The 20,351-nt window shown below is 56.3% G+C and carries 17 protein-coding genes and 1 other RNA gene; 11 read left to right on the forward strand and 7 right to left on the reverse strand.

The window, feature by feature from the left end:
* The first annotated feature begins 22 nt into the window (after nt 1-22).
* Nucleotides 23-490, forward strand: a complete 468-nt coding sequence (locus tag LVD14_RS02420) for a MaoC family dehydratase (RefSeq protein WP_237132440.1) — start codon at nt 23-25, stop codon at nt 488-490.
* A 68-nt stretch (nt 491-558) separates the two neighbouring features.
* The gene (locus tag LVD14_RS02425) at nt 559-999 is read left to right on the forward strand and encodes a DUF1499 domain-containing protein (protein WP_237132441.1); all 441 of its coding nucleotides are present in this window, start codon (nt 559-561) and stop codon (nt 997-999) included.
* Here LVD14_RS02425 and ubiH read toward each other — a convergent pair.
* Nucleotides 983-2,212, reverse strand: coding sequence for a 2-octaprenyl-6-methoxyphenyl hydroxylase (ubiH, locus tag LVD14_RS02430; protein ID WP_237132442.1), 1,230 nt, complete (start codon nt 2,210-2,212; stop codon nt 983-985). The genes LVD14_RS02425 and ubiH overlap by 17 nt on opposite strands.
* An 86-nt stretch (nt 2,213-2,298) precedes the next feature.
* Nucleotides 2,299-3,630: a Xaa-Pro aminopeptidase gene (gene pepP, locus LVD14_RS02435; protein ID WP_237132443.1), complete on the reverse strand. Its 1,332-nt coding sequence runs from the start codon at nt 3,628-3,630 to the stop codon at nt 2,299-2,301.
* 113 nt (nt 3,631-3,743) lie between these two features.
* Between pepP and LVD14_RS02440 the strand changes: the two genes are divergently transcribed.
* The 6 genes from LVD14_RS02440 to LVD14_RS02465 all read left to right on the forward strand — a co-directional run bounded on the left by LVD14_RS02440 (nt 3,744) and on the right by LVD14_RS02465 (nt 7,913).
* Nucleotides 3,744-3,959, forward strand: a complete 216-nt coding sequence (locus LVD14_RS02440) for a TIGR02449 family protein (RefSeq protein WP_237132444.1) — start codon at nt 3,744-3,746, stop codon at nt 3,957-3,959.
* A gap of 1 nt (nt 3,960) precedes the next feature.
* Entirely contained in the window at nt 3,961-4,284 is a 324-nt protein-coding gene (locus LVD14_RS02445; RefSeq protein ID WP_237132445.1) for a cell division protein ZapA, read from the forward strand.
* 58 nt (nt 4,285-4,342) lie between these two features.
* Nucleotides 4,343-4,520, forward strand: a non-coding RNA gene (gene ssrS / locus LVD14_RS02450) — 6S RNA.
* A 23-nt stretch (nt 4,521-4,543) separates the two neighbouring features.
* The gene (locus tag LVD14_RS02455; RefSeq protein WP_237132446.1) at nt 4,544-5,170 is read left to right on the forward strand and encodes a 5-formyltetrahydrofolate cyclo-ligase; all 627 of its coding nucleotides are present in this window, start codon (nt 4,544-4,546) and stop codon (nt 5,168-5,170) included.
* Nucleotides 5,171-5,652: 482 nt separating this feature from the next.
* Entirely contained in the window at nt 5,653-6,591 is a 939-nt protein-coding gene (gene imuA / locus LVD14_RS02460) for a translesion DNA synthesis-associated protein ImuA (protein WP_237132447.1), read from the forward strand.
* On the forward strand, nt 6,585-7,913 hold the full coding sequence (locus LVD14_RS02465; RefSeq protein ID WP_237132448.1) for a hypothetical protein: 1,329 nt from the start codon (nt 6,585-6,587) through the stop codon (nt 7,911-7,913). The genes imuA and LVD14_RS02465 overlap by 7 nt, the downstream gene beginning before the upstream one ends.
* A 35-nt stretch (nt 7,914-7,948) precedes the next feature.
* Here the strand turns inward: LVD14_RS02465 and LVD14_RS02470 are convergent, their stop codons facing one another.
* The gene (locus LVD14_RS02470; protein ID WP_237132449.1) at nt 7,949-9,157 is read right to left on the reverse strand and encodes an HD-GYP domain-containing protein; all 1,209 of its coding nucleotides are present in this window, start codon (nt 9,155-9,157) and stop codon (nt 7,949-7,951) included.
* 102 nt (nt 9,158-9,259) lie between these two features.
* Between LVD14_RS02470 and LVD14_RS02475 the strand changes: the two genes are divergently transcribed.
* Nucleotides 9,260-10,177 carry a DMT family transporter gene (locus tag LVD14_RS02475; protein WP_237132450.1) on the forward strand — a complete coding sequence of 306 codons (918 nt, stop codon included), beginning with the start codon at nt 9,260-9,262 and terminating at the stop codon, nt 10,175-10,177.
* 18 nt (nt 10,178-10,195) lie between these two features.
* On the opposite strand, the gene LVD14_RS02480 is transcribed toward LVD14_RS02475, so the two are convergent.
* The 3 genes from LVD14_RS02480 to LVD14_RS02490 all read right to left on the reverse strand — a co-directional run bounded on the left by LVD14_RS02480 (nt 10,196) and on the right by LVD14_RS02490 (nt 15,434).
* Nucleotides 10,196-13,417 carry an error-prone DNA polymerase gene (locus LVD14_RS02480; RefSeq protein WP_237132451.1) on the reverse strand — a complete coding sequence of 1,074 codons (3,222 nt, stop codon included), beginning with the start codon at nt 13,415-13,417 and terminating at the stop codon, nt 10,196-10,198.
* Nucleotides 13,418-13,492: 75 nt separating this feature from the next.
* Entirely contained in the window at nt 13,493-14,368 is an 876-nt protein-coding gene (locus LVD14_RS02485) for a hypothetical protein (protein ID WP_237132452.1), read from the reverse strand.
* Nucleotides 14,369-14,405: 37 nt separating this feature from the next.
* Nucleotides 14,406-15,434 carry a hypothetical protein gene (locus LVD14_RS02490; protein WP_237132453.1) on the reverse strand — a complete coding sequence of 343 codons (1,029 nt, stop codon included), beginning with the start codon at nt 15,432-15,434 and terminating at the stop codon, nt 14,406-14,408.
* Between the two features lie 383 nt (nt 15,435-15,817).
* On the opposite strand from LVD14_RS02490, the gene LVD14_RS02495 reads away from it, so the two are divergent.
* Nucleotides 15,818-16,804, forward strand: a complete 987-nt coding sequence (locus tag LVD14_RS02495) for an LLM class flavin-dependent oxidoreductase (protein WP_237132454.1) — start codon at nt 15,818-15,820, stop codon at nt 16,802-16,804.
* On the opposite strand, the gene ovoA is transcribed toward LVD14_RS02495, so the two are convergent.
* Nucleotides 16,770-19,133, reverse strand: a complete 2,364-nt coding sequence (gene ovoA / locus LVD14_RS02500; protein WP_237132455.1) for a 5-histidylcysteine sulfoxide synthase — start codon at nt 19,131-19,133, stop codon at nt 16,770-16,772. The genes LVD14_RS02495 and ovoA overlap by 35 nt on opposite strands.
* Nucleotides 19,134-19,210: 77 nt before the next feature.
* On the opposite strand from ovoA, the gene LVD14_RS02505 reads away from it, so the two are divergent.
* Entirely contained in the window at nt 19,211-20,350 is a 1,140-nt protein-coding gene (locus LVD14_RS02505; protein WP_272907153.1) for a pyridoxal phosphate-dependent aminotransferase, read from the forward strand.
* Nucleotide 20,351 lies beyond the last annotated feature (1 nt).

The raw sequence follows: 20,351 nt of genomic DNA on the forward strand, positions 1-20,351 counted from the left end.
AACGCAGGCAGGAGAGAATAATATGTCCGGACAACTGAGCCCGGCAGCAGCCAGGGAGCTGATAGGCACAGAAACTGGTGTCAGTCAGTGGCATACCATCAGCCAGGAACAGGTCAACCAGTTTGCAGATACCACCGGCGATCATCAGTTCATCCATCTGGATGAGGCCCGTGCTGCAGCGGAAACGCCCTTTGGCGGCACCATCGCCCACGGCTATCTGACATTATCCATGCTCAGTATGCTGGGTGCAGAAGCTAACAATGTACGACTTCAGAACACCCGCATCACCATAAACTACGGCCTGGACAAAGTTCGATTCCTGAATCCGGTTCGGGTTGGTTCGCGTATACGTGCACGGTTTGTATTGATGAGCATTGAGGAAAAAAACCCTGGTCAATGGTTGTTAAAGAACCAGGCAACCGTCGAGATAGACGGCCAGCAGAAACCAGCGATGATTGCAGAATCACTGGCGCTGGTCATCACCGGCTGAGCAAGGGGCGCTGTTGCAGGTCAGTTTTCTGATCAGTCGTACCCACTTCACATACAGGAGTATTCGCCATGAGCAGGAATCAGACCAATCACTTTGCGCGAGGCATGCTTATTATGGGACTCTTGACGCTTATTGGCTGTGCCGGCGATCGGCCAGCCGATCTCGGCCCGCTGGATGGTCAGTTGCGGGCCTGCCCGGACTCACCTAATTGCGTGAGCAGTTTTGATACCCGGGACAGTCATGCGATCGAACCCATCAGAGGCACGCCGGAAGCAGTCAAACAGGCATTGAACCAGATGGAGCGCGTGGAGATCATCACAGACTCTGGTGGTTATATACACGCCGAGTTTACCAGCCGCCTGATGGGTTATGTCGATGACGTGGAGTTTCTGGCCAACCCACACGAAGGAGTGGTTCACGTAAGGTCGGCTTCACGCCTTGGCTACAGCGACATGGGTGTCAATCGCGAACGCATTGAGCAGATCCGCTCGCTTATCGCAAACCCATAGCCTGCCGCGCAAACCACTGTTTGGCTGGCGGCATGACGTCCATGAACAGCAGTCCCAGATTGCGGCCCGCCGCCATAGCCGGATTGCGATTGGCAAACAGCCGTGTGGTCAGGTCGCTGAACATGACCGTCAGATTCTGATCGGACTGTTGCGCCTGCAGGTATTGCTCAAGCATCAGGTAGTCGCCAACGGCAGCTGCCCCATGTGTTTCCGCCTGTTCTGCCAGTGCCTGCGCCAGCGCATCAGCATCTCGCAGCGCCAGATTCAGGCCTTGGCCGGCAACCGGGTGCAGTGTATGGGCTACATTGCCAAGCAGTACCAGCCCCGGGCGAATCTGTTCTCTGGCAAGCATCAGTGTCAATGGGTAAAGAGACCTGGCACCAGCACGGGTAAACCGTCCCAGCCTTGTGCCGAACCTCTCCTGCAGTGCATGTAAAAAACCCGCTTCTGGCAATTGAGTGATTGCTGCAGCCTCCTGTTCAGCCACAGTCCACACCAGCGCTCCGCGATGCTCTTGCTCTGTGTCACTTAATGGCAGAACCGCCAGCGGTCCTGTATCTGTAAATCGCTCAAAAGCCAGCCCCTGATGCGGATGTTCGAAGGCGACGTTGCAGATTAAGGCATGCTGTTGATACGGCTTTCGCTCCAGCTGTATACCCAGTTGCGAGCAGATGTCCGAACGGCCACCGTCGGCCAGCACCATTAGCGAGGCATCAATTGTACTGGCAACCTGATCCTGGCCCTGCACCTCGATCTGCATGCCAGTGGCAGTGTGACGAACGCGTTGCACCGAGGCGGGCGAGCATACTTCTATGTCCGGATGTTCAAGCAGGCGTTTGTTGAGCGTCGCTGCCAGGTGCCGGTTCTCGATCACGAATCCCAGCGCCGACACATCGACATCTGTGTTGTGTAATCGTGCGGCTCCAAAATGGCCACGGTCAGAGACGTGAATATCTTTGATAGCACATGCATGAGATGCCAGGTCGTCCCACAATCCGGCCTGTCGATATATGAGATGACTGCCCCAGGACAGGGCCGTGCTGCGCGCATCAAAGTCCGGCTCCCCGGCAGCGGTCGCCAGCGGCATTGCATCGACCAGCAGAATTCGCAGGTTTTGCTGCCGATTCTGGCCGGCCAGCAATAGCGCAAAACTGCCACCCACCAGACCACCACCGATGACCACGACGTCGTAATGTTGATTTTTTTCTGTCACTGCAATCCTGTTCTCCGAGCCTGCTTCGCGTTGGCGATTTCTGCCTGACGGGCACTGTGTCGCCGCTGCAGCACTATGGCTGAGGCCTACTGGCGCCCGGCCATCAGCGCTTCGATTTCTGCTGTGGTTTTGGGTACCGCATGAGTCAATACTCGGTTGCCTTTACGAGTCACCAAAACATCATCTTCGATGCGTATACCGATGCCACGCCACTTTTTGGCGACTTTTTTGTTGTCTGGTGACACATAAATGCCAGGCTCTATGGTAGTAACCATGCCCGCTTCGTAAGGGCGCCACTTATCACCTTTCAGGTAGCTGCCAGCATCATGTACATCAATGCCCAGCCAGTGGCCGGCTCGATGCATATAGAAGTCACGATAGGCGCCGTCCGCAATCAGTTTCTTGACATTGCCCTTCAGCAGACCCAGCTCTACCAGCCCTTCGGTAATCACGCGAACTGTAATATTGTGGGGCTCATCCCAGGCGACACCCGGCTTGATGGCGTCGATCGCCTTAAGTTGCGCCTTCAGCACAATGTCATATAGCGCCTTCTGCTCTTTGCTGAACTTGCCGCTGACCGGGAAGGTGCGCGTGATGTCCGCCGCGTAGTATTCATATTCACAACCGGCATCAATCAGCACCAGATCGCCATCGCGCAGGGGCTTGTTGTTTTCGATGTAGTGCAGAATGCAGGCATTCGCGCCGGCAGCAACAATGCTGTTGTAGGCCGGAAAACGCGCCCCGGAACTGATAAATTCGTGCTGCAGCTCAGCTTCCAGATGATATTCGTACAGACCATCGCGGGCTGCGAGCATGGCTCGGCAGTGCGCTCGAGCCGAAATATCAGCGGCTTTCTGCATCAGTTTGACTTCTGCGGCGTCCTTGAACAGGCGCATTTCATGAACCAGCGGATCCAGCATCTCAAACTGGACCGGCGCGCGCGCACCCTGACGCGTCCGGGCTCGGAGATCATTGACCCACATGGATACCCGGGTATCCAGCGCCGCGTCCTGACCGATGCTGTAATAGACCCGTTCGCTGCCGTCTATCAGTGCCGGCATGCGCTGGTCCAGCTCGCCGATCGGCCAGGCCTCGTCAATATGCAATTGACCGACGGCGGCATCAGGGCCGGTCAGGATACCGCTCCAGATTTCCTTGGTCTTGTCTTTAGGCTGACAGAACAATACGACTTTGTTGCCGGCTGGCCTTTTGATCAGCGCCAGCATGGCCTGATCCTCAACAAAACCACTCAGGTAATAAAAGTCGCTGTGCTGCCGGTAGCTGTACTCGGTGTCATGGCTGCGCGTTTTAAGCGTCGCGGCCGACAGCAGGGCAACACTGTTGTTTTTTAGTTTCTTGAACAAAGCCTGGCGGTGTTTTTTCGCCTGGGCAAATCGCAATTCAGTATCTGCTTTCATGCTGTTTAACTGACTCTGTTGGTGGATGAGGCGAACGAGTTGACCGGCCTGTGCCAGCTCTCTATAGTACAGGCTGTTGTATAAAAAGGCTGCGGCTGCTTGCAGGCACGATCATGAATGACGATCAACTGAACACCCTCGAAGAAAAAATCGATGCTCTGATTGCCTTGTGCGCTGCCATGAAACAGGAGAATCAACTGTTGCGTGCCAGTCAGCATAACTGGCAAACTGAGCGCCAGCAACTCCTCGAGAATAACCGTCAGGCGAAGGCGAGACTGGAGTCAGTCCTCAGCCGTCTGCGGTCCATGGAACAATCCCAGAGCGCCTGATATGTCCAGCAGCCCCGAAGCCTCTAGCACGGTTGTCGTCAAAATCCTCGACCGTGAATACCAGATCAGTTGCCCGCCCTCAGAGCAGGATGCGCTGCTCAAGTCGGCGCGCTATCTGGATGAAAACATGCGCAAAATCAAAGCGCGAGGTACGATTCACGGGCTCGAAAAAATCTCTGTGATGGCAGCCCTGAATATTACTCACGAGCTGATACAAAAAAACCATCAGATCAACACATCCCGCCACGGCAGCGCCCAGAAAATCAAATATCTTGAAGATAAAATCGAGCGCGCACTGCACAATGCCCGGCAGATGGAGCTGTAACAAAAAATCCGCGCTTAACCCTCGATAGGCCTTCCCAACTGCTATATACTGATTCCATAGTCACCTGGGGTATCCGCTAGCTGAAAGTGTTCTTGAGCCGATATTCAATACCCCGGAGGCGCCGACAAGATGTGGTTGTGCATGTCCGCTTGACGGAAAGCCTGAAAGCATCGTTGGCGCCACCACCTGAACCAAAGGGTTCAGGACTATTTCGGCGGCGGTATCTTGGGTGGCTTCCGCATACATCGTAGTCAAGCTTATGCCTGCTGCTTACCAGCCTACCGGTCAATCCGGCACGAAGAATCCTTCCCTGCGAAAGCAACTGCGCCAAAGGCGCCGACAGCTGGACCATTTCACACAACGTCACAATGCCATCCGCCTGACCCATCGCATCAATCGCTCATTGACCTGGCGAGGCAGTCGTCGCATTGCGTTTTACCAGGCCATTGATGGCGAGATTGATCCGGCTGGTCTACTGAAGAAGGCCTGGGCGCAGGGCAAGATCTGTTATCTGCCGGTGCTGCATCCGTTTCACCCGCATCGCCTGGTATTTGTCCGTGTTAGCCGGCACAGCCGTCTGCACCGCAATCGCTGGGGCATTGCTGAGCCGGTTCCGGCAGTTGGCAGAGTTGCCAGTATCAAAAGCCTGGATCTGATTCTGGTCCCGCTGGTGGGCTTTGACAGGCAGGGACATCGCCTGGGCATGGGCAAGGGATTTTACGATCGGGCTCTGTCTTTCAGAGCAGGCAGACGTTTCCCCAGACTGATAGGACTGGGACATATGTGTCAGGAATCAGGAGAGACGCTCAGGCCAGCGCCATGGGATGTCCGCATGGATCAGATTGCAACGCCGCGCTGGTCTTTTGGCCGCTTGTGGCCCTTGTAGTCTGCCACCACCAATTCGCTTGCAGCGGGAGACGCGTATTGCGCTAGAGCAATCCGCTCTGGGCGACACCGCTGACCAGCACGCTCAGTGCAAACAGAAGTACAACAACCATCAACATGTCAGGTTTGCGTTTCATGAGATGTCGTTCTCTAATTATTCTATTTTCCAGTTAATTAAGTTTTATATTTCACAAGCCCAAGTAGAAAATAGGGCTAACGTGCTGAAGGCTAATACAATAATTGGATTGTGACAATCAGCGGCGCAAAATATTTTACATTTCTTTACAAGTGTGACGCCCTCTGTGTGAAATATTTGCTTGCCATACCGCAAACCACTGTATATATTCACAGCAACCACTGTTTATCCATACAGCAGCTGGCTGCAAATCAGACGCAAAGGGTGATATCGGGTTCATAAAACAGAAAACACCTTGGAGCTTATCTGCCGGTCGCAGTCAGACTTTAATCAAGCAGGGCAAGCATATGAGTGACAGCCTGAATAAATTGAGAAGCCAGCAATTTCAGGATCGCGACACGGCTCACAAGCTGGCGTGTGACAAGCTGGTATGTGATGAACTGCCTCATCAACAGCGCGAAGCCATGATTGCCTCTTTATTGAATCAGACACCGGATCTGTGGCGTGCAGGCAGCAAACCAGCCAACCGTCCTGCCAGCTCCCATCACCAGTCTGTCAGCCGACCCGGTACCGGCGATCTGTTTGCTGACAGCGACATGATCCAGGAAGGTCCAGGCACGCACCGTCTGACCAGCCAGGTGCAGGCAGGCAATCAGGCCCGCCCCAATGCACAAACCCTGTCATCCGCGCAGACACGTCTGGAGGGCAAGGCCCAGTCCACCGGTTTTGATGCGCTCGACCGGCTGCTGCCCCGGGGAGGCTGGCCTGAGCGGGGGCTGGTCGAGATGATCTGCCCCCATCAGGGTATTGGTGAGCTGCAGCTGTTGATGCCATTGCTGCGCGAACGCAGTCAGCGCAAGCAGTCCATTCTGTGGATTGCCCCGCCTTATCCGCTGCATGCCCCGGCTCTCAAACAGGCCGGCATCAACCTCAGTAACAGCTTTGTGATTCCACCCCAGACTCAGTGCAACCAGGCTTTGTGGAGTATCGAAAAAGCCCTGCAATCCAGCGAGTGCGGCCTGGTACTGGCATGGCAGAACTGGTTGAGCGCCCGCGTGATCCGGCGTCTGCAGCTGGCCGCCAGTGAAGGCAACACGCTGGGCATACTTTTCCATCAGCGCGCTACATTACATTCTCCTGCCACGCTGCAGCTGCAACTTGGCAGTGCCGTAAGCGATCTGCATGCCAGTCCTGAGTCCAGGGCTCAGCGCAATCTGAATGTCAGCCTGCTCAAGGCGCGCGGCAGTTATCATAAGGGCCAGGCCTCGTTACGTTTGCCATGTTGAAATTACGCCGCGCGGGTGCCGGCGCCCGGCACCTGCGCGGCGGCTCCTCTCTCACCTCTGCACCACCACGCAACCGCCCGGTACTACGCAGCCGCACACTTTGGTATGCCATCCACCACCCTGGCCTTTCGGTACATCAGACGCTGCCCGCAGGATTGCGCATAAGTGATTATGTCTGTGCCGCAGGTGCCGAGACACTGCTGATTGAGATAGGCGGAAGCCTGCGTTATTTTGGTGGTTGGCGACGCCTCCACGAAACGCTTGAGCAGCATCTGGATGAACTGTATCAGCACCAGCCAGAAGTCTATCGAGGCAGCGTTACACCCAGCCCAGCTGCCAGCACCCTGTTGGCCCGTTGCGCTCGGCAGAAAGTCGTGGCGCACAGCAGCGAACTGCGATCAGCGCTCGCTGGAATCACTATCGCAGAGTTACCTTTAGCTGCCAGGTTAAAGGCATCTCTGCAGCGTTGCGGCCTTTTTTATTTGAGGGATATTTGGCGCCTTCCTGCCGCACAGCTTCGCCTGCGTTTCGGACGGGAGCTGAGTGAATACCTGGACCGCCTGCTGGCCCTGCGGCCCGAGCGGCCTCCACGCTGGCAGCCCCCGCCGCAGTTTTCACGCGAGCTATATCCAGAGTATCCGCTGCATAATACTGCGGCGATTGTGCATCACGTTGTGTCACTGTTTGCAGAATACCGGGAGTTCCTGCTGCGCCGGCATCTGTTGTCTGCGCAATTCGACCTCATGCTGCATCTATCGGATGGACAGCAGCTTGCCCTGCCGGTGATAACGCGTTATGCCAGCCGTGACACCAGTCTGTTTCTGGCTTTATTTGAGCTGGCTCTGGAGAAGCATACACTTACTGCTGATGTCATCGGCCTGACCTTGAGCTCAATCAGCCTGCAGCCTTATTCTCCCGATCAACAGGTCAATGGATTGACAGATATGCTCAGTGCTCGCCTTGGCGCTGACAATGTTCTGCGCCTGCAACTTGCCGAAGAGCATGCTCCCGAGTTCAGCAGCGCAACTCAACATTGGCACAGCCCGCCCAGCCTGCTGGCCGACACCTGTGCGTTGTCATACCGGGCACCAGCCTGGTTGCTGCGCCCGGCACAGCGACTGCGACAACTGCACAACCGCCCGATCTATAAAAGCCAACTGACGCTATTGAGCGGTCCACAGCGTATCGAAACCCGCTGGTGGGCAGGCAACAGCATACGTCGTGACTACTATGTCGCGCGTAACCGGCAAGGTTCACAGTTGTGGATCTATCAGGAGCTTGGCAGCACCGGCGACTGGTTTCTGCATGGATTTTTCTGCTGAGCCAGAGCATCTAGCCAAAGAAGCCGAGATAGTTTTTAACCGGCTTCCTGCCAAAGATCATTCAGATAGGGAAAATTCCAGTTCTCCAATGGCTCCCGACATTCGATGGCATCATCCACACTGCTTTTGGAAAGATCCAGTATCTGCTGGGGCAGTGGCAGCTGGGTACGAGTCGAGAAAAACACCTTCACTACAGGTTTCAACAGACTGCCTTCACTTTGAGCGATCACTACCGCAAGGCGCTGGCTTTTCAGACGGACCAGTGAACCAACGGGATAGATACCAACCACTTTGATGAATGCCTGCAGAATTTTGGGATCAAAATGACCTGACCAGGACACCATACGCTGAATGGATTCCGATGGCGGCCAGCCCTTCTTGTAGGGCCGGTCTGACGTAATCGCATCATACACGTCACAAACCGCCGCCATACGTGCAATCACGCTGATCTGGTTGGCTGCCTGACCGTTTGGATAGCCACTTCCGTCAAATTTTTCGTGGTGATGCAGGCACACCTCAATAACTTTGTCATCAACACCACTGGAGCGCTCGAGGATCTCGGCGCCTTTCACCGGGTGTGATTTGACCAGAGCGAACTCCTCGTCGGTAAGCTTCCCCGGCTTATTAAGAATTGCATCCGGCACGGCCATTTTGCCGACATCGTGCAGCAGGCCGGCCATACCCGCAACGTGCACCTTGCCATCATCCAGATTCAATTCTCGCGCCAGCGCAATCATCAGCGCAGACACCGCCACCGAGTGCATATAGGTGTAATTATCTGAGGTTTTTAATCTGGCCAGTGTGATCAACGCTTGTGGCTGACGCGTCACTGAGCTGTTGATCTCTTCTACCACCTGCGCGGCACGAGTCAGCGGCACAGCCTGCCCCATTCTCGCTTCGGAGAACATGGACAAGACTTCGTTCTGTGATTGCTCACACAGGCGCCGGGCATGACGCAGCTCTGACTCAAAGGAAGTTCGTTTTTCCGCCGGCGCCGGCCGCAGTTCCGTGATAGCTGGTTTTTCGCGACTTTCCGGACGTGGGCGAGGTTTGCTATCCGACAGTTTGCTGCGCGAAAGGTCAACAGAAACAGACGGAACGCCAGACGATTTGAGTTTGCTCAAATCCTCCGGATCTTCCAGCAGAAAGTTGGACTTCCAGAATGGATGATGCAGCCAGGACCCGTGGATCTCCACAAGATACATTCCCAGCACGACATCAGCGACGGCAATTTTTTTAATCATACTTTCGGTAACGCTCTCCCATCAGAATGTCATCTTACGATAGTTTTACCCAACTTAGCAGGTGCTAGAATGTTTGCTTACGTAACAAAGAGCTGAAGCCCCATGATTGAGACGCGAGTTGCCTGGCTGCAGATCCACCTGTGTGTGGTCTTATGGGGATTTACGGCCATACTGGGCAAGCTGATCACGCTGCAGGCACTGCCGCTGGTGATCTGGCGCATGGGGCTGGTAGCGGGGGCACTGCTTTTGCTACCCCGGATCTGGCGCGTGTTGAAGACACTGCCGCGGGGTCTGCTGGGTGCCTATACGGGCATTGGTGTGCTAGTGGCACTGCATTGGCTGACCTTCTACGGCGCCATCAAGCTTGCCAACGCCTCCGTTGCTGTTACCTGCATTGCCACCGTCCCGGTTTTTCTGTCTGTCATCGAGCCTATACTGGCTGGGCGGCGCTTCCAGCTACGCGAGTTGCTGCTGGGACTGGTGGTGTTGCCGGGCATCCTGCTGGTCGTCGGTGGCACACCAGAGGCAATGAACCTAGGCATAGCGGTGGGCATTCTGTCGGCCCTGTTTGTGGCTTTATTTGCGTCTCTCAATAAACGTTATGTACTCAAAGCTGACGCGCTCACCGTTACGGCCATTGAAATGGCCAGTGGCTGCCTGTTTCTGGTGATCCTCAGCGTAGCCCTGGGTGCTGCCGATATCAGCGCAATTCAAGGAATCGTGGATGAACCTTCCGCGGTATTCCAGCTGCCTCAGGGCATGGATCTGCTATGGATGCTGGTGCTGGCTATCGGTTGTACCTTGTTGCCGTTTGCACTGTCGCTTATGGCACTGCGACACCTGTCCGCTTACGCCAGCGCTCTGGCCGTGAATCTCGAGCCAATCTATGCCATTGCCCTGGCAGCGCTACTACTGGGCGAACAGCAGGAGGTCAGTGGCGGGTTTTATCTGGGCGCGCTGATCATTATTGCGGCTGTGCTGGCTTATCCTCTGCTGATGCGCCCAAAGCCGCGCTATTGAGCCGCTGGCTGACTGCATTCAGGCAAAATCCCGCGAGCGTACCGGCATACCCTGCAACCAGTGGGACAGATCTACCAGCTGTACCGCGATCACATGCGTCACGCCCTCGCTTTGCTGCAGGTAGCCACTGACACCAATCAGACTGGCTTCATGTACCAGGCGATAGTGACTTTTCAACAGCGAAGGCCATACAACCGTATTAATAAACCCGGTTTCGTCTTCGAGAGTCATGAAGGTGACACCTGATGCGGTCTGTGGCCGTTGACGGCAGGTGACCAGGCCAGCGATCTTGACAGGCTGATGGTCGGTCAGTGTTGCCAGATCCGCGGCCGTCGTCACGTGAAAATGCTGAAGATGTTCACGCCACAGGCTCATCGGATGGCGGCGCAGACTGAGCCCCAGAAACTGGTAGTCGGCATAGATATTCTGTGCTTCGCTGCTACGTGGCAACATCAGCAGCTGTCCGGCGTCGGCGCTCTCCGGCAGAGCCTGTGAATGTTCGGCAAACAGGGGGGGCAGGCTAAGCTCGACTCGCGAATCCCAGAACGCACGATGGCGATCACTGACCAGGCTGCTGAGCGCATCGGCAGCCGCCAGCGCGTCGCGATCGGAGGCGGACAAGGCAGCGCGGCGCAATGCATCTGTCACACTGGTGAAGACCTGCTGCTCGCGCGCCTGTAGCAGTCGTTGTATCGCATTGGCGGAAAGCCCCTTGACCAGGTGCAGCCCCAGCCGGACCGCAAGCTGTCCGGGTTTGTCGCCAACAGGCTGCAGACTGGAGTCATGCTCACTGAACAGCACATCGACCGGCAATACCGTCACCCCGTGGCGCCGGGCATCCTGCACCAGTTGTGAGGCGCCATAAAACCCCATGGGCTGGCTGTTGAGCAGTGCACATAAAAAAGCGGCTGGATGATGACATTTAAGCCAGGCCGAGACATATGCCAGCAAGGCAAAACTGGCCGAATGGGACTCAGGGAAACCGTAATCACCAAAGCCTTTTATCTGCTGATAGATCTGCTCCGCGAAGGTGGTCGCGTAGCCGCGCTCCTGCATGCCCTCAATAAGCCGTTCCCGGAAGGGTTCCAGTCCGCCCTTGCGTTTCCAGGCCGCCATCGCACGCCGCAGCTGGTCTGCCTCACCACCGCTGAAGCCGGCAGCCACCATGGCAATCTGCATGACCTGCTCCTGAAAGATGGGCACACCCAGCGTGCGCTGCAAGACCTGTTGCACCTCAGCACTAGGGTAAGTAACTGCTTCCACACCTTGTCGGCGCCGCAAATAGGGATGCACCATATCACCCTGAATAGGACCGGGCCTGACAATGGCAATCTGCACAACAAGATCGTAATAGTTGCGAGGCCTCAGCCGCGGCAGCATGCTCATCTGTGCGCGTGATTCAATCTGGAATACTCCGACCGTATCTGCCTCGCTGATCATGTCGTAGACCTGGGGATCTTCGGCGGGGACATCGGCCAGAGTCAGCGGCCGGGCGCCCGGCTTGCCGGCCTGCTCATGATTCTGATCAGTGACCTGTTCATTGATCAGCGCCAGGGCTTTGCGTATGGCCGTCAACATGCCCAGCGCCAGCACATCCACCTTGAGCAGACCCAGCGCCTCCAGGTCATCTTTCTCCCACTGGATCACGGTGCGATCAGCCATGGCCGCATTCTCGATCGGCACCAGTTCAGCCAGCCGACCCTCACTGATCACAAAGCCACCCACGTGCTGGGACAAATGCCGGGGGAAACCCGTCAACTGCTCTACCAGGTAAACCAGACGCTCCAGCTGAAACGCCGGTAACTGCGGGTCTTCCAGCGCCACCAGCTCGCCCTGGGAGTTGCTGCGCAGGCAGTTCAGCGCCCAGTCCAGTTCCGTCTCAGTCAGCCCCAGCGCCTTGCCAACGTCCCGGATGGCACTGCGGCGCCGGTAACAGATGACGGTTGCGGCCAGTGCCGCGCGGTGCCGGCCGTATTTCTGGTAGATATACTGGATGACCTCTTCTCGCCGCTCGTGCTCGAAGTCGACATCGATATCCGGCGGCTCATCACGTTCTTTGGACAGAAAGCGCTCAAACAGCAGCTGCATGCGGGCCGGGTCAACCGCAGTAATGCCCAGACAATAACAAACCGCAGAGTTGGCAGCTGACCCGCGACCCTGGCAGAGAATGCCGCGACTTCGAGCAAAGGTCACCAGGTCATGCACCGTCAGAAAAAAGTGCTCGTAACCGAGCTCTGCAATCAGGCCCAGTTCTTTGTCCACCAGTGTCCGGACTGTCTCCGGCACCCCGTCCGGCCAGCGTTCCTGCATGCCTGCCAGTGTCAGCCGCCGCAACCATGCCGCCGGACTGAATCCTTCCGGTACCAGCTCACGTGGGTATTCATAACGCAACTCACCCAGGTCAAACTGGCAGCGGGCAGCAATATGCGTGGTTTCAGCCAACCATTGCGCCGGGTATAGTCGGCCCAGCGTGCCGCGGCTGCGCATGAACTGCTGGGCATTGGGGGGTAGTTTGTAACCCAGATCGGCCAATGGTGTGCGCAGGCGAATGGCCGTCAAGGTATCGCGCAAGGCCCGGCGTATCGGATGATGCATGATCACACCTCCAGCGGCACACACGGGTACCTGACTTTGCTCGGACAGTTGCCGCAGTGCCTCTCGTTTATCGAAATCATCCGCATCCAGATAGAACTGTGCCGCTATCCACAAGCGGCCCGGAAACAGGCCGCGCAGCCACTTCAGAGTCTGATGCGCCGCCACCGGGTCATAGCGATTGAGAAAGGGCTGGGCCGGGGGTACCCATAGCGCCAGGCACCGCGCCGGCAAATGAGTCTCCAGCAACTCACGGGTAAAACTATAGCGTCCCTTGTCTGCCCGACGCCGTGCTTCGCTGATCATCGCAGACAGCTGACCATAGGCGTGGCGATCGGGCGCCAGCAGCACCAGATGCAGGCCGTCATCAGAATGAAACTCACTGCCGACAATCAGCTTGACTGGCGCGGGTTGACCCTGCGGCGTGGCGGAACGTACTGCCGTCCAGGCCCTGACCACACCGGCCACTGAACATTCGTCAGTCAGCGCCAGTGCCTGATAACCCAGCTCAATAGCACGCTCCACAAGCTCTTCCGGAAAAGAGGCAGCGCGCAGAAAACTGTAGTTGCTCAGGCAATGGAGCTCGGCATAGGCCGGTGCTGGGGGCGCAGCCGGCGAGGCCGCGCTCAGTGAGAACGTAGCAGACATAAAAACACCCGATGATTACTGTTTATTTATACAGTATTCACCGGGTGTTATAAATAGCTGATTCAGCTTACCGAATCAGTAAATCGGTGTAACACCATCTCCAATCGGATCGCCCGGGGCACGCAGATGGCCGTAGATCAGCTCTTCCACGAATTCCACGCACTTGAACTCCAGCAGCATGGCATTGTCGTCCTGGTGACGATACAGCTTCATGTTGATGGTCCAGGGCTCTTCGAAGGTGTTCGGATCCGTGATGGTAGCGGAATAGTCAATGGTGTTGGCATCAACCATGGTGTAACGCTCCTGCACGTGCATGTCCCAGCCACTGTGATAATGGCCTGAACGGTCAAACCAGGTGTCAGCGATCTGGCCAGTGACGTCGATCACCAGCGTGTCGCCATCCCATGAGCCATTGTTGTGACCCATCCAGCTGTCTACCTGTGCTTCCAGGTCCGGACGGTCCATGTGCACAATGCGGTCAGCGCCAGCGAACTGGTAGCTGATCAGCGTTGCATCAGGTGCCTGGAAAATCTGGAAAGGATAGGGCAGGTAGGTTGCGCGCGGCACACCTGGCAGTTTGCACTGCGTGGTTGGATCGCGTTGCAGCCAGTTGCGCATATTTTCCTGCTGCTGCTCACGCATGCCATCTTTGTAAGGGATAGTGCCACCCTCGACATAACCCACGCTTGGCGGGAATGCCAGGTGTGCACCAGCTTCCAGAGCCGCCAGGGGACCGTGACGGGCCTCTGCGGGCTCCAGGCTCCAGTTGGCCGCATTCATGGTTTGCCAGATACCATTAAGGTTTGGCTTGCCGTCTGGCGTACGCGGAATCTGCGCACTGCTCATGCCATTTTGTGCCTGTACTTCAGTTGCATCCTGCGCCAGCCAGAAAGCGCTGACTGCGGCGGCAGTGGCTGCCACCGCAAACATCGTCTTGAATTGTGTCTTCATGAAAAACCTTCGTCCAAATTAGCTCACAAACACCAGATCACTGGCGAATCGCACGGTTGTTGTCGTAGTCCCAGGTGCCGTCTTCAACACGCTGACCCTGAAGAATATTGACCATGCCGTAGTTACCTTCGTGACAGGCATACTCGTAAAGCACTTCTTCGCTGCGGAACATCGGGACAACACCGGTAAACTTGTCCTCAAATGCCATAGGATCGATGACGGTGAACTCGTACTCAACAATGTCATCCGCCGTGCGGGTGAACTTCTCAATCAGTGTCTTGTTGGTAGCAACGCCGGTGCCAAAGAAGGTCTGTGACTTGTAGTTGAAGTTTCTGGTCTCAACTACCAGTGAGTCGCCTTCGTAGTAGCCAACTGAGTCGCCAGTCCACTGCGTGATGCTCTCCGGAATGTGCTCATCCTGCAGGCGAACGATACGTGCCTCATGGATCATCTCGTTGAAAATCACCGCGTGATCTTCAGTCTGGAACAGCTGCACGTTGTTGTTGTACATGCTGGGCGTGAACGGCGGGACTGAGTTGAAGCCCAGCAGACAGCGCTCGGAGATACCACGATCTTCGGGGCCATCTTTGCCGATACCGCCGACCGCAACGCGAACGGGACGCTCACCGTCGTAATCCGGCCCAAGGCCACCAAATGCCATTGGCGCGCCCGGTACACGGGCCGGCAGGCGGCCATTCTCCGGGTAAACAATAATCGAAGTCCGCAGATTCACATCCTGGGGCAGATCCTCGATCCAGCCACGGTTGTAACCACCGACGCCACCCTGGTTGGACTGACCATCACTGGCTGCTGCTTCTTCGGCAACGCGGCGGTCGCGCTCCAGTACTTCCTCTTCAGTGTAGAACAGGCGATTGCCGTACTCCGGATTACGCTGCATGGGTGTATTTGAGCTGAAGTTAAATACACCACGCAGATCTGGTTGTCCCCATTCATTGCGCGGTGCTGTGTAGTCATCGGCTGCCATTGTCGATTGCACGGCAGTCAGGGCAAGTCCCCCGGTGACCACCGCTGCAACCGCAGCAGAAAGAATAGTTTGTTTTTTCACATCAATCTCCTCAGAGAAATTTTCGTCAATTGATTCTCAGCGCCTGATTTTTCAACCTAACCGCGATCTAAGGTAAGCTTGTCCTTGCCGTACTGATTCTCGTGCTGCTTTACGTGTCAAATAAGCCAGAGTTATATAGAGATGCTCACGGATCAAGCAGAGTAATCCAGCACCTGGCATTATTCAAGCCTGATGCCGTTAGCCGCGATAACCAGACAGATTTCAGCGTTGGGCAACGCCCAGATATGAGCCCCAGAATCGCACCACCCCTCTGCCACGACAAATGCCTTCCGTGACTATGTTATCGTGCGCGCCTTATCATGACACATGCATGATGATTGAGGACGAATTTCCAACGCACATCCGTACCAGAGGAGACCGTAATGACTGCATACTCATTGCTTGATCTTGCGCCCATCGTACAGGGCAGCAGCGCACGCCAGGCTCTGCTCAATGCGAGGTCACTGGCTCAGGAGGCAGAGAGTTGTGGCTATCGCCGTTTCTGGATGGCAGAGCATCACAATATGACCGGCATTGCCAGCGCGGCTACCGCGGTGGCGCTTGGCTATGTTGCAGAAGGAACGAGCAGAATCAGGGTTGGCTCAGGCGGTATCATGCTGCCCAATCACGCACCACTGATGGTCGCTGAACAATTTGGTACGCTGGCCAGTCTATACCCTGGCCGCATCGACCTGGGACTGGGACGCGCGCCCGGCACAGATTCGCTGACGATGCAGGCCCTGCGCCGCTATCACGACAGTGTTGATCAGTTTCCCAGGGACGTGCAGGAGCTGCAGCATTACTTCAGAGCCGCCCAACCGGATCAGGCAGTCAGGGCGATCCCGGGTGAGGGGCTGGAGGTTCCTTTATGGCTGTTGGGCTCAAGCCTGTTCAGTGCGCAACTGGCCGCCGCTCTGGGGCTGCCGTTTGCGTTTGCATCACATTTTGCACCGGATCACCTGATGCAGGCTCTAGAGCTGTACCGAAGCCGCTTCAGACCTTCAGAACAGCTGGCTGAACCTTACTGTATGGCAGCGGTTCCGCTATACGCGGCAGCCACCGAAGAGCAGGCCCGCCACTTGATGAGTTCTGTACAGCAACAGTTCATTGCCCTGCGACGCGGTACGCCAGGCCCTCTGAAACCGCCAGTCGAGAATATCGACAGACATTTCAGCGAGGCTGAGCTGGCGGCAGCAGGTCACGCGCTGCGCGAGGCCGTCGTCGGCGACCCCGAGCAGGTGCGTGAAGGCATCGCTGCCTTCATCAAACGCACCGGCGTTAACGAGATCATGTTCAGCGCCCATATCTTCGATTTTCAGAAGCGCCTTGAATGCATCAGGATCGGTGCCCGGGCCTGCGCCGCCATATAGACACCTGACTGACGACATACTCGTACTTGCGTCGGTGTTCGCGAATCATGAAGGGCAGATCCTGCTGGTGGAGCAGCTCATATTCGGAAAGCAGGCCACCGAGCTTCTCGAGCGCTGATTCACTGTCCGGTGCATCAAGGAAGTCCTCCGGATGCGTGTACTGCTCCAGCCATGAATTTGGCGACGCCAACACCAGAATGCCATTCTCGGCCACCAGTGAGTGATCACCAACAAACTGTTCAAGGCACGCCGCCGGGTCGGGCAGGCGGCAGAGCAGATTGCTCAGCAACACGGCATCAAACTGTCCTGGCTGGCCCAGACCGGCAGCATCCAGATCACTGGCATCACCCTGCACAAACTGAATCCGTGATCGATCCACGTCGTCCGGGACAGTCGCCAGCAGCTCGGTCCAATGGCGACCGCTCTCGTGCCGTTGATAACGTAGTGACCCCTGCTCTAGCAGATCTTTGGCGGTTCTGATGAACGCCTCACTGTAATCAAGCCCGACGACACGCTGGAAATGACGGGACAATTCCACACTGGCGCGGCCGACTGCACAGCCCAGATCCAGCACGCTGCCGTGGCTGGATGCGTATTCAGCAACCAGTTTTGCCATGGTAGTCATGAACGGCGGTACAGATGGATGACCAATGTTCTGACTTATGCCGGTGTCTCGTTGCTCTGCTTCCGAACCCCAGTGGAACAGGAGATATTGATTGACCAGCGCATCTGTCTCGTAGCGCTGCCCCCCGCCAAGCCCGGCCTGCTCACCCTGCACCATCCGGAATCCAGCATGCTGGAAGAAGTGTGGACGGAAATGAAAACGGGCCCAGACACTGGCTTCATCGCCCGTACTGATGAATGAGCCGCCGAGAATCATCTGATGTTCATCATCAAAACAGGGCGTGCTGAAATCCACGTAGTACGGATGAATCTTGAAGCCCTGTAGCGGGTGGAAGGTATCCTCACACCACTGCCAGACATTGCCAAACACATCGTGAAAGCCCGACGCATTGGCGGCAAAGCTCTCAACGGAAGCCTCGCTGCCCTGCGTCAGATTGAGGTTGAGGCGGGCAACCCCTTTTGCTGACATGACCGGGTCGACCTGCAGGCGATTTTCTTCGCCAGCCTTCCAGTTGCTCAGACCTCGCTGCGATGCGTCGCGCATTGCCACGTGCTCTTTCTCGTGAAGGAGCCGGTAAGGCGATGTAGCGCCGTCCTGTTCAGTGCGCCAGTTGCAGTAAGCTTTGGCTTCATAGAAATTAACGATGGCGGGCCAGTCCCACTGCATCGGGATTTCGTTGAATATCGTTCGCAAACGGTATTGATGAGAACCTACCGGGCCGTCCTGAACCCAGAATGTGGGCCAGCGGGTATTGCGGAATCGGCGCCATTGCCAACCGGCCTCACTCCAGTAGCGCTGCTCCAGGTAGGCGCCCGAGGCCACAAATTCATAGAACTCGCCGTTACTGATCAGGCGTTTACTGGCTCTGAAGGCATCAACTTTGTGTTGCTCGGCACCGTATTCATTGTCCCAGCCAAAGGTAGGCCAATCTGCGGGCTTGCCCAGAGCGACCGTTTTTGCCGCCACTTCCAGCATCGGGTTATCCATCGGATAGTGCAGGCCGGCAACCGGTCTGACAAATCGCTGTGACTGGTCAGCACTGGTCGGCAGGGGTGGCCACTGATCTGGCTGGCGCAAAAATTTCAGCGGCAATTCACGCATCAGCACTGATGAGGTCTCCAGGTGGATTCGCTCGTGCTCAAAACACATGACCAGAGCCCAGCCCGGGCTGTCCTGGGTACATGGCTTGTCAAACGCCGGATGCGTCTCTATCAGATGACTGACAACGGCATAAACCTGTTGCCGGTATTCACGCGCCTCGGCGACAGTCGGCCAGACATCCTGCTCTCCGTCATGCAGGTCATCCCAGCTCATCTCATCGACGCCGGTTTCAAACAGGGCCTCAAAATGCTTGTTGACGGGTTCATCAATCAATCCTGCTACCAGCAGTTTATTGATGTAGAAGCTCACCGGATGAACGTAATAAAAGATCAGTGGATGGCGCGTCTTGTGATACGGGCGCTCAAAGTAGGCCTCATCGCTGACCAGCGCAGAGAACAGGGTCTCGGTCAGGCGCCAGGTGTTCTCAAAGTAGGCCCGAAGCGCCTGACGACCGCCAGACACATTGACCAAGGGCAGGCTGAACGCCCGGCCGTCAGCCCATGCGGGTTCCTGTTGCGGCGCCGCAGACTGTTCATTCATTTCACTATCGGCAAGCTGAGGAGTTCTTTTTGCAGACTTGGTCTGGGCAAAGGCCTGAGTCATCCGTTGTATCCTTATGGCAATTTCTTGAAAGGCGAATTCGTGTAGACTTCGAGCTTCAGTGACATGAGGGCGATCCATTGCGCAGCAAACTTCCCGACGTAGGCACCACCATCTTTACCGTAATGACGAGGATGGCACAGCAGTATCAGGCCATCAACCTGTCACAGGGCTTCCCGGACTTTGACTGCCCGGAGGCCTTGCGTGAGCGCGTTGCATATTATCTCAATCATCGCTGCAACCAGTATGCGCCCATGACCGGTGTCGCCCAGCTGCGCGAGCAGATAGCACTGAAAGTCAACGATCTATACGGCTATCCGGCCGATGCAGATCATGAGATCACGGTTACCTCTGGCGCCACAGAGGCCCTGTTTGATGCCATTCAGGCGACGGTTCAGCGCGATGATGAAGTCATCATGTTTGACCCGGCCTATGATTCCTATGACCCGGCGGTGCGCCTGGCTGGCGGCGTTCCAGTGCACATTCCCCTGACTCAGCCAGACTGGCGGATCGACTGGCAGAGACTGCGCGAATCAATCAACCCGCGCACCCGGCTGATCATTATCAATTCACCACACAATCCCAGTGGCTCGATTCTGACGCGTGCTGACCTCGACGAGCTTGCCGACGTCATTCGCGGGCACGGCATTCTGGTTCTGTCCGACGAAGTCTATGAGCACATGGTGTTCGACGGCCAGCAGCATGAAAGCGTGCTGCGTCACACTGAACTGCGCGAAAAAAGTTTTGCGGTGTTCTCCTTTGGCAAGACCTATCACGCCACTGGCTGGAAGGCTGCCTACTGCGTTGCACCTGCAGCTTTGAGCGCGGAGTTCCGTAAAGTACACCAGTTCGTGACCTTTACATCCACCAGCTTCATACAGTTTGCGATTGCGGATTTCATGCGTGATCACGCTGAACATCACCTGGAGCTGCCGGCATTCTACCAGGGCAAACGTGACACTTTCAGTAAGCTGATTGAGTCATCGAGATTCCGCTTCACGCCATCGGCGGGCACCTATTTTCAGTGTGTGGATTACAGCGCCATCAGCGATGTGCCCGACATGGAATTTGTCCGCTGGCTGTGTCAGGAGAAAGGCGTCGCGACAATTCCGCTGTCGCCGTTCTACGCGCAGGCACCCGACTCTCGCATCATCCGGTTTTGCTTCTGCAAAGACGACGCGACCTTGCAGCAGGCAGCCGAGATTCTCAATCAGCTATAAA

Origin of the sequence: Pseudohongiella sp. O18, from assembly GCF_021729085.1 — a bacterium.
Classification (GTDB): Bacteria; Pseudomonadota; Gammaproteobacteria; order Pseudomonadales; family Pseudohongiellaceae; genus Pseudohongiella.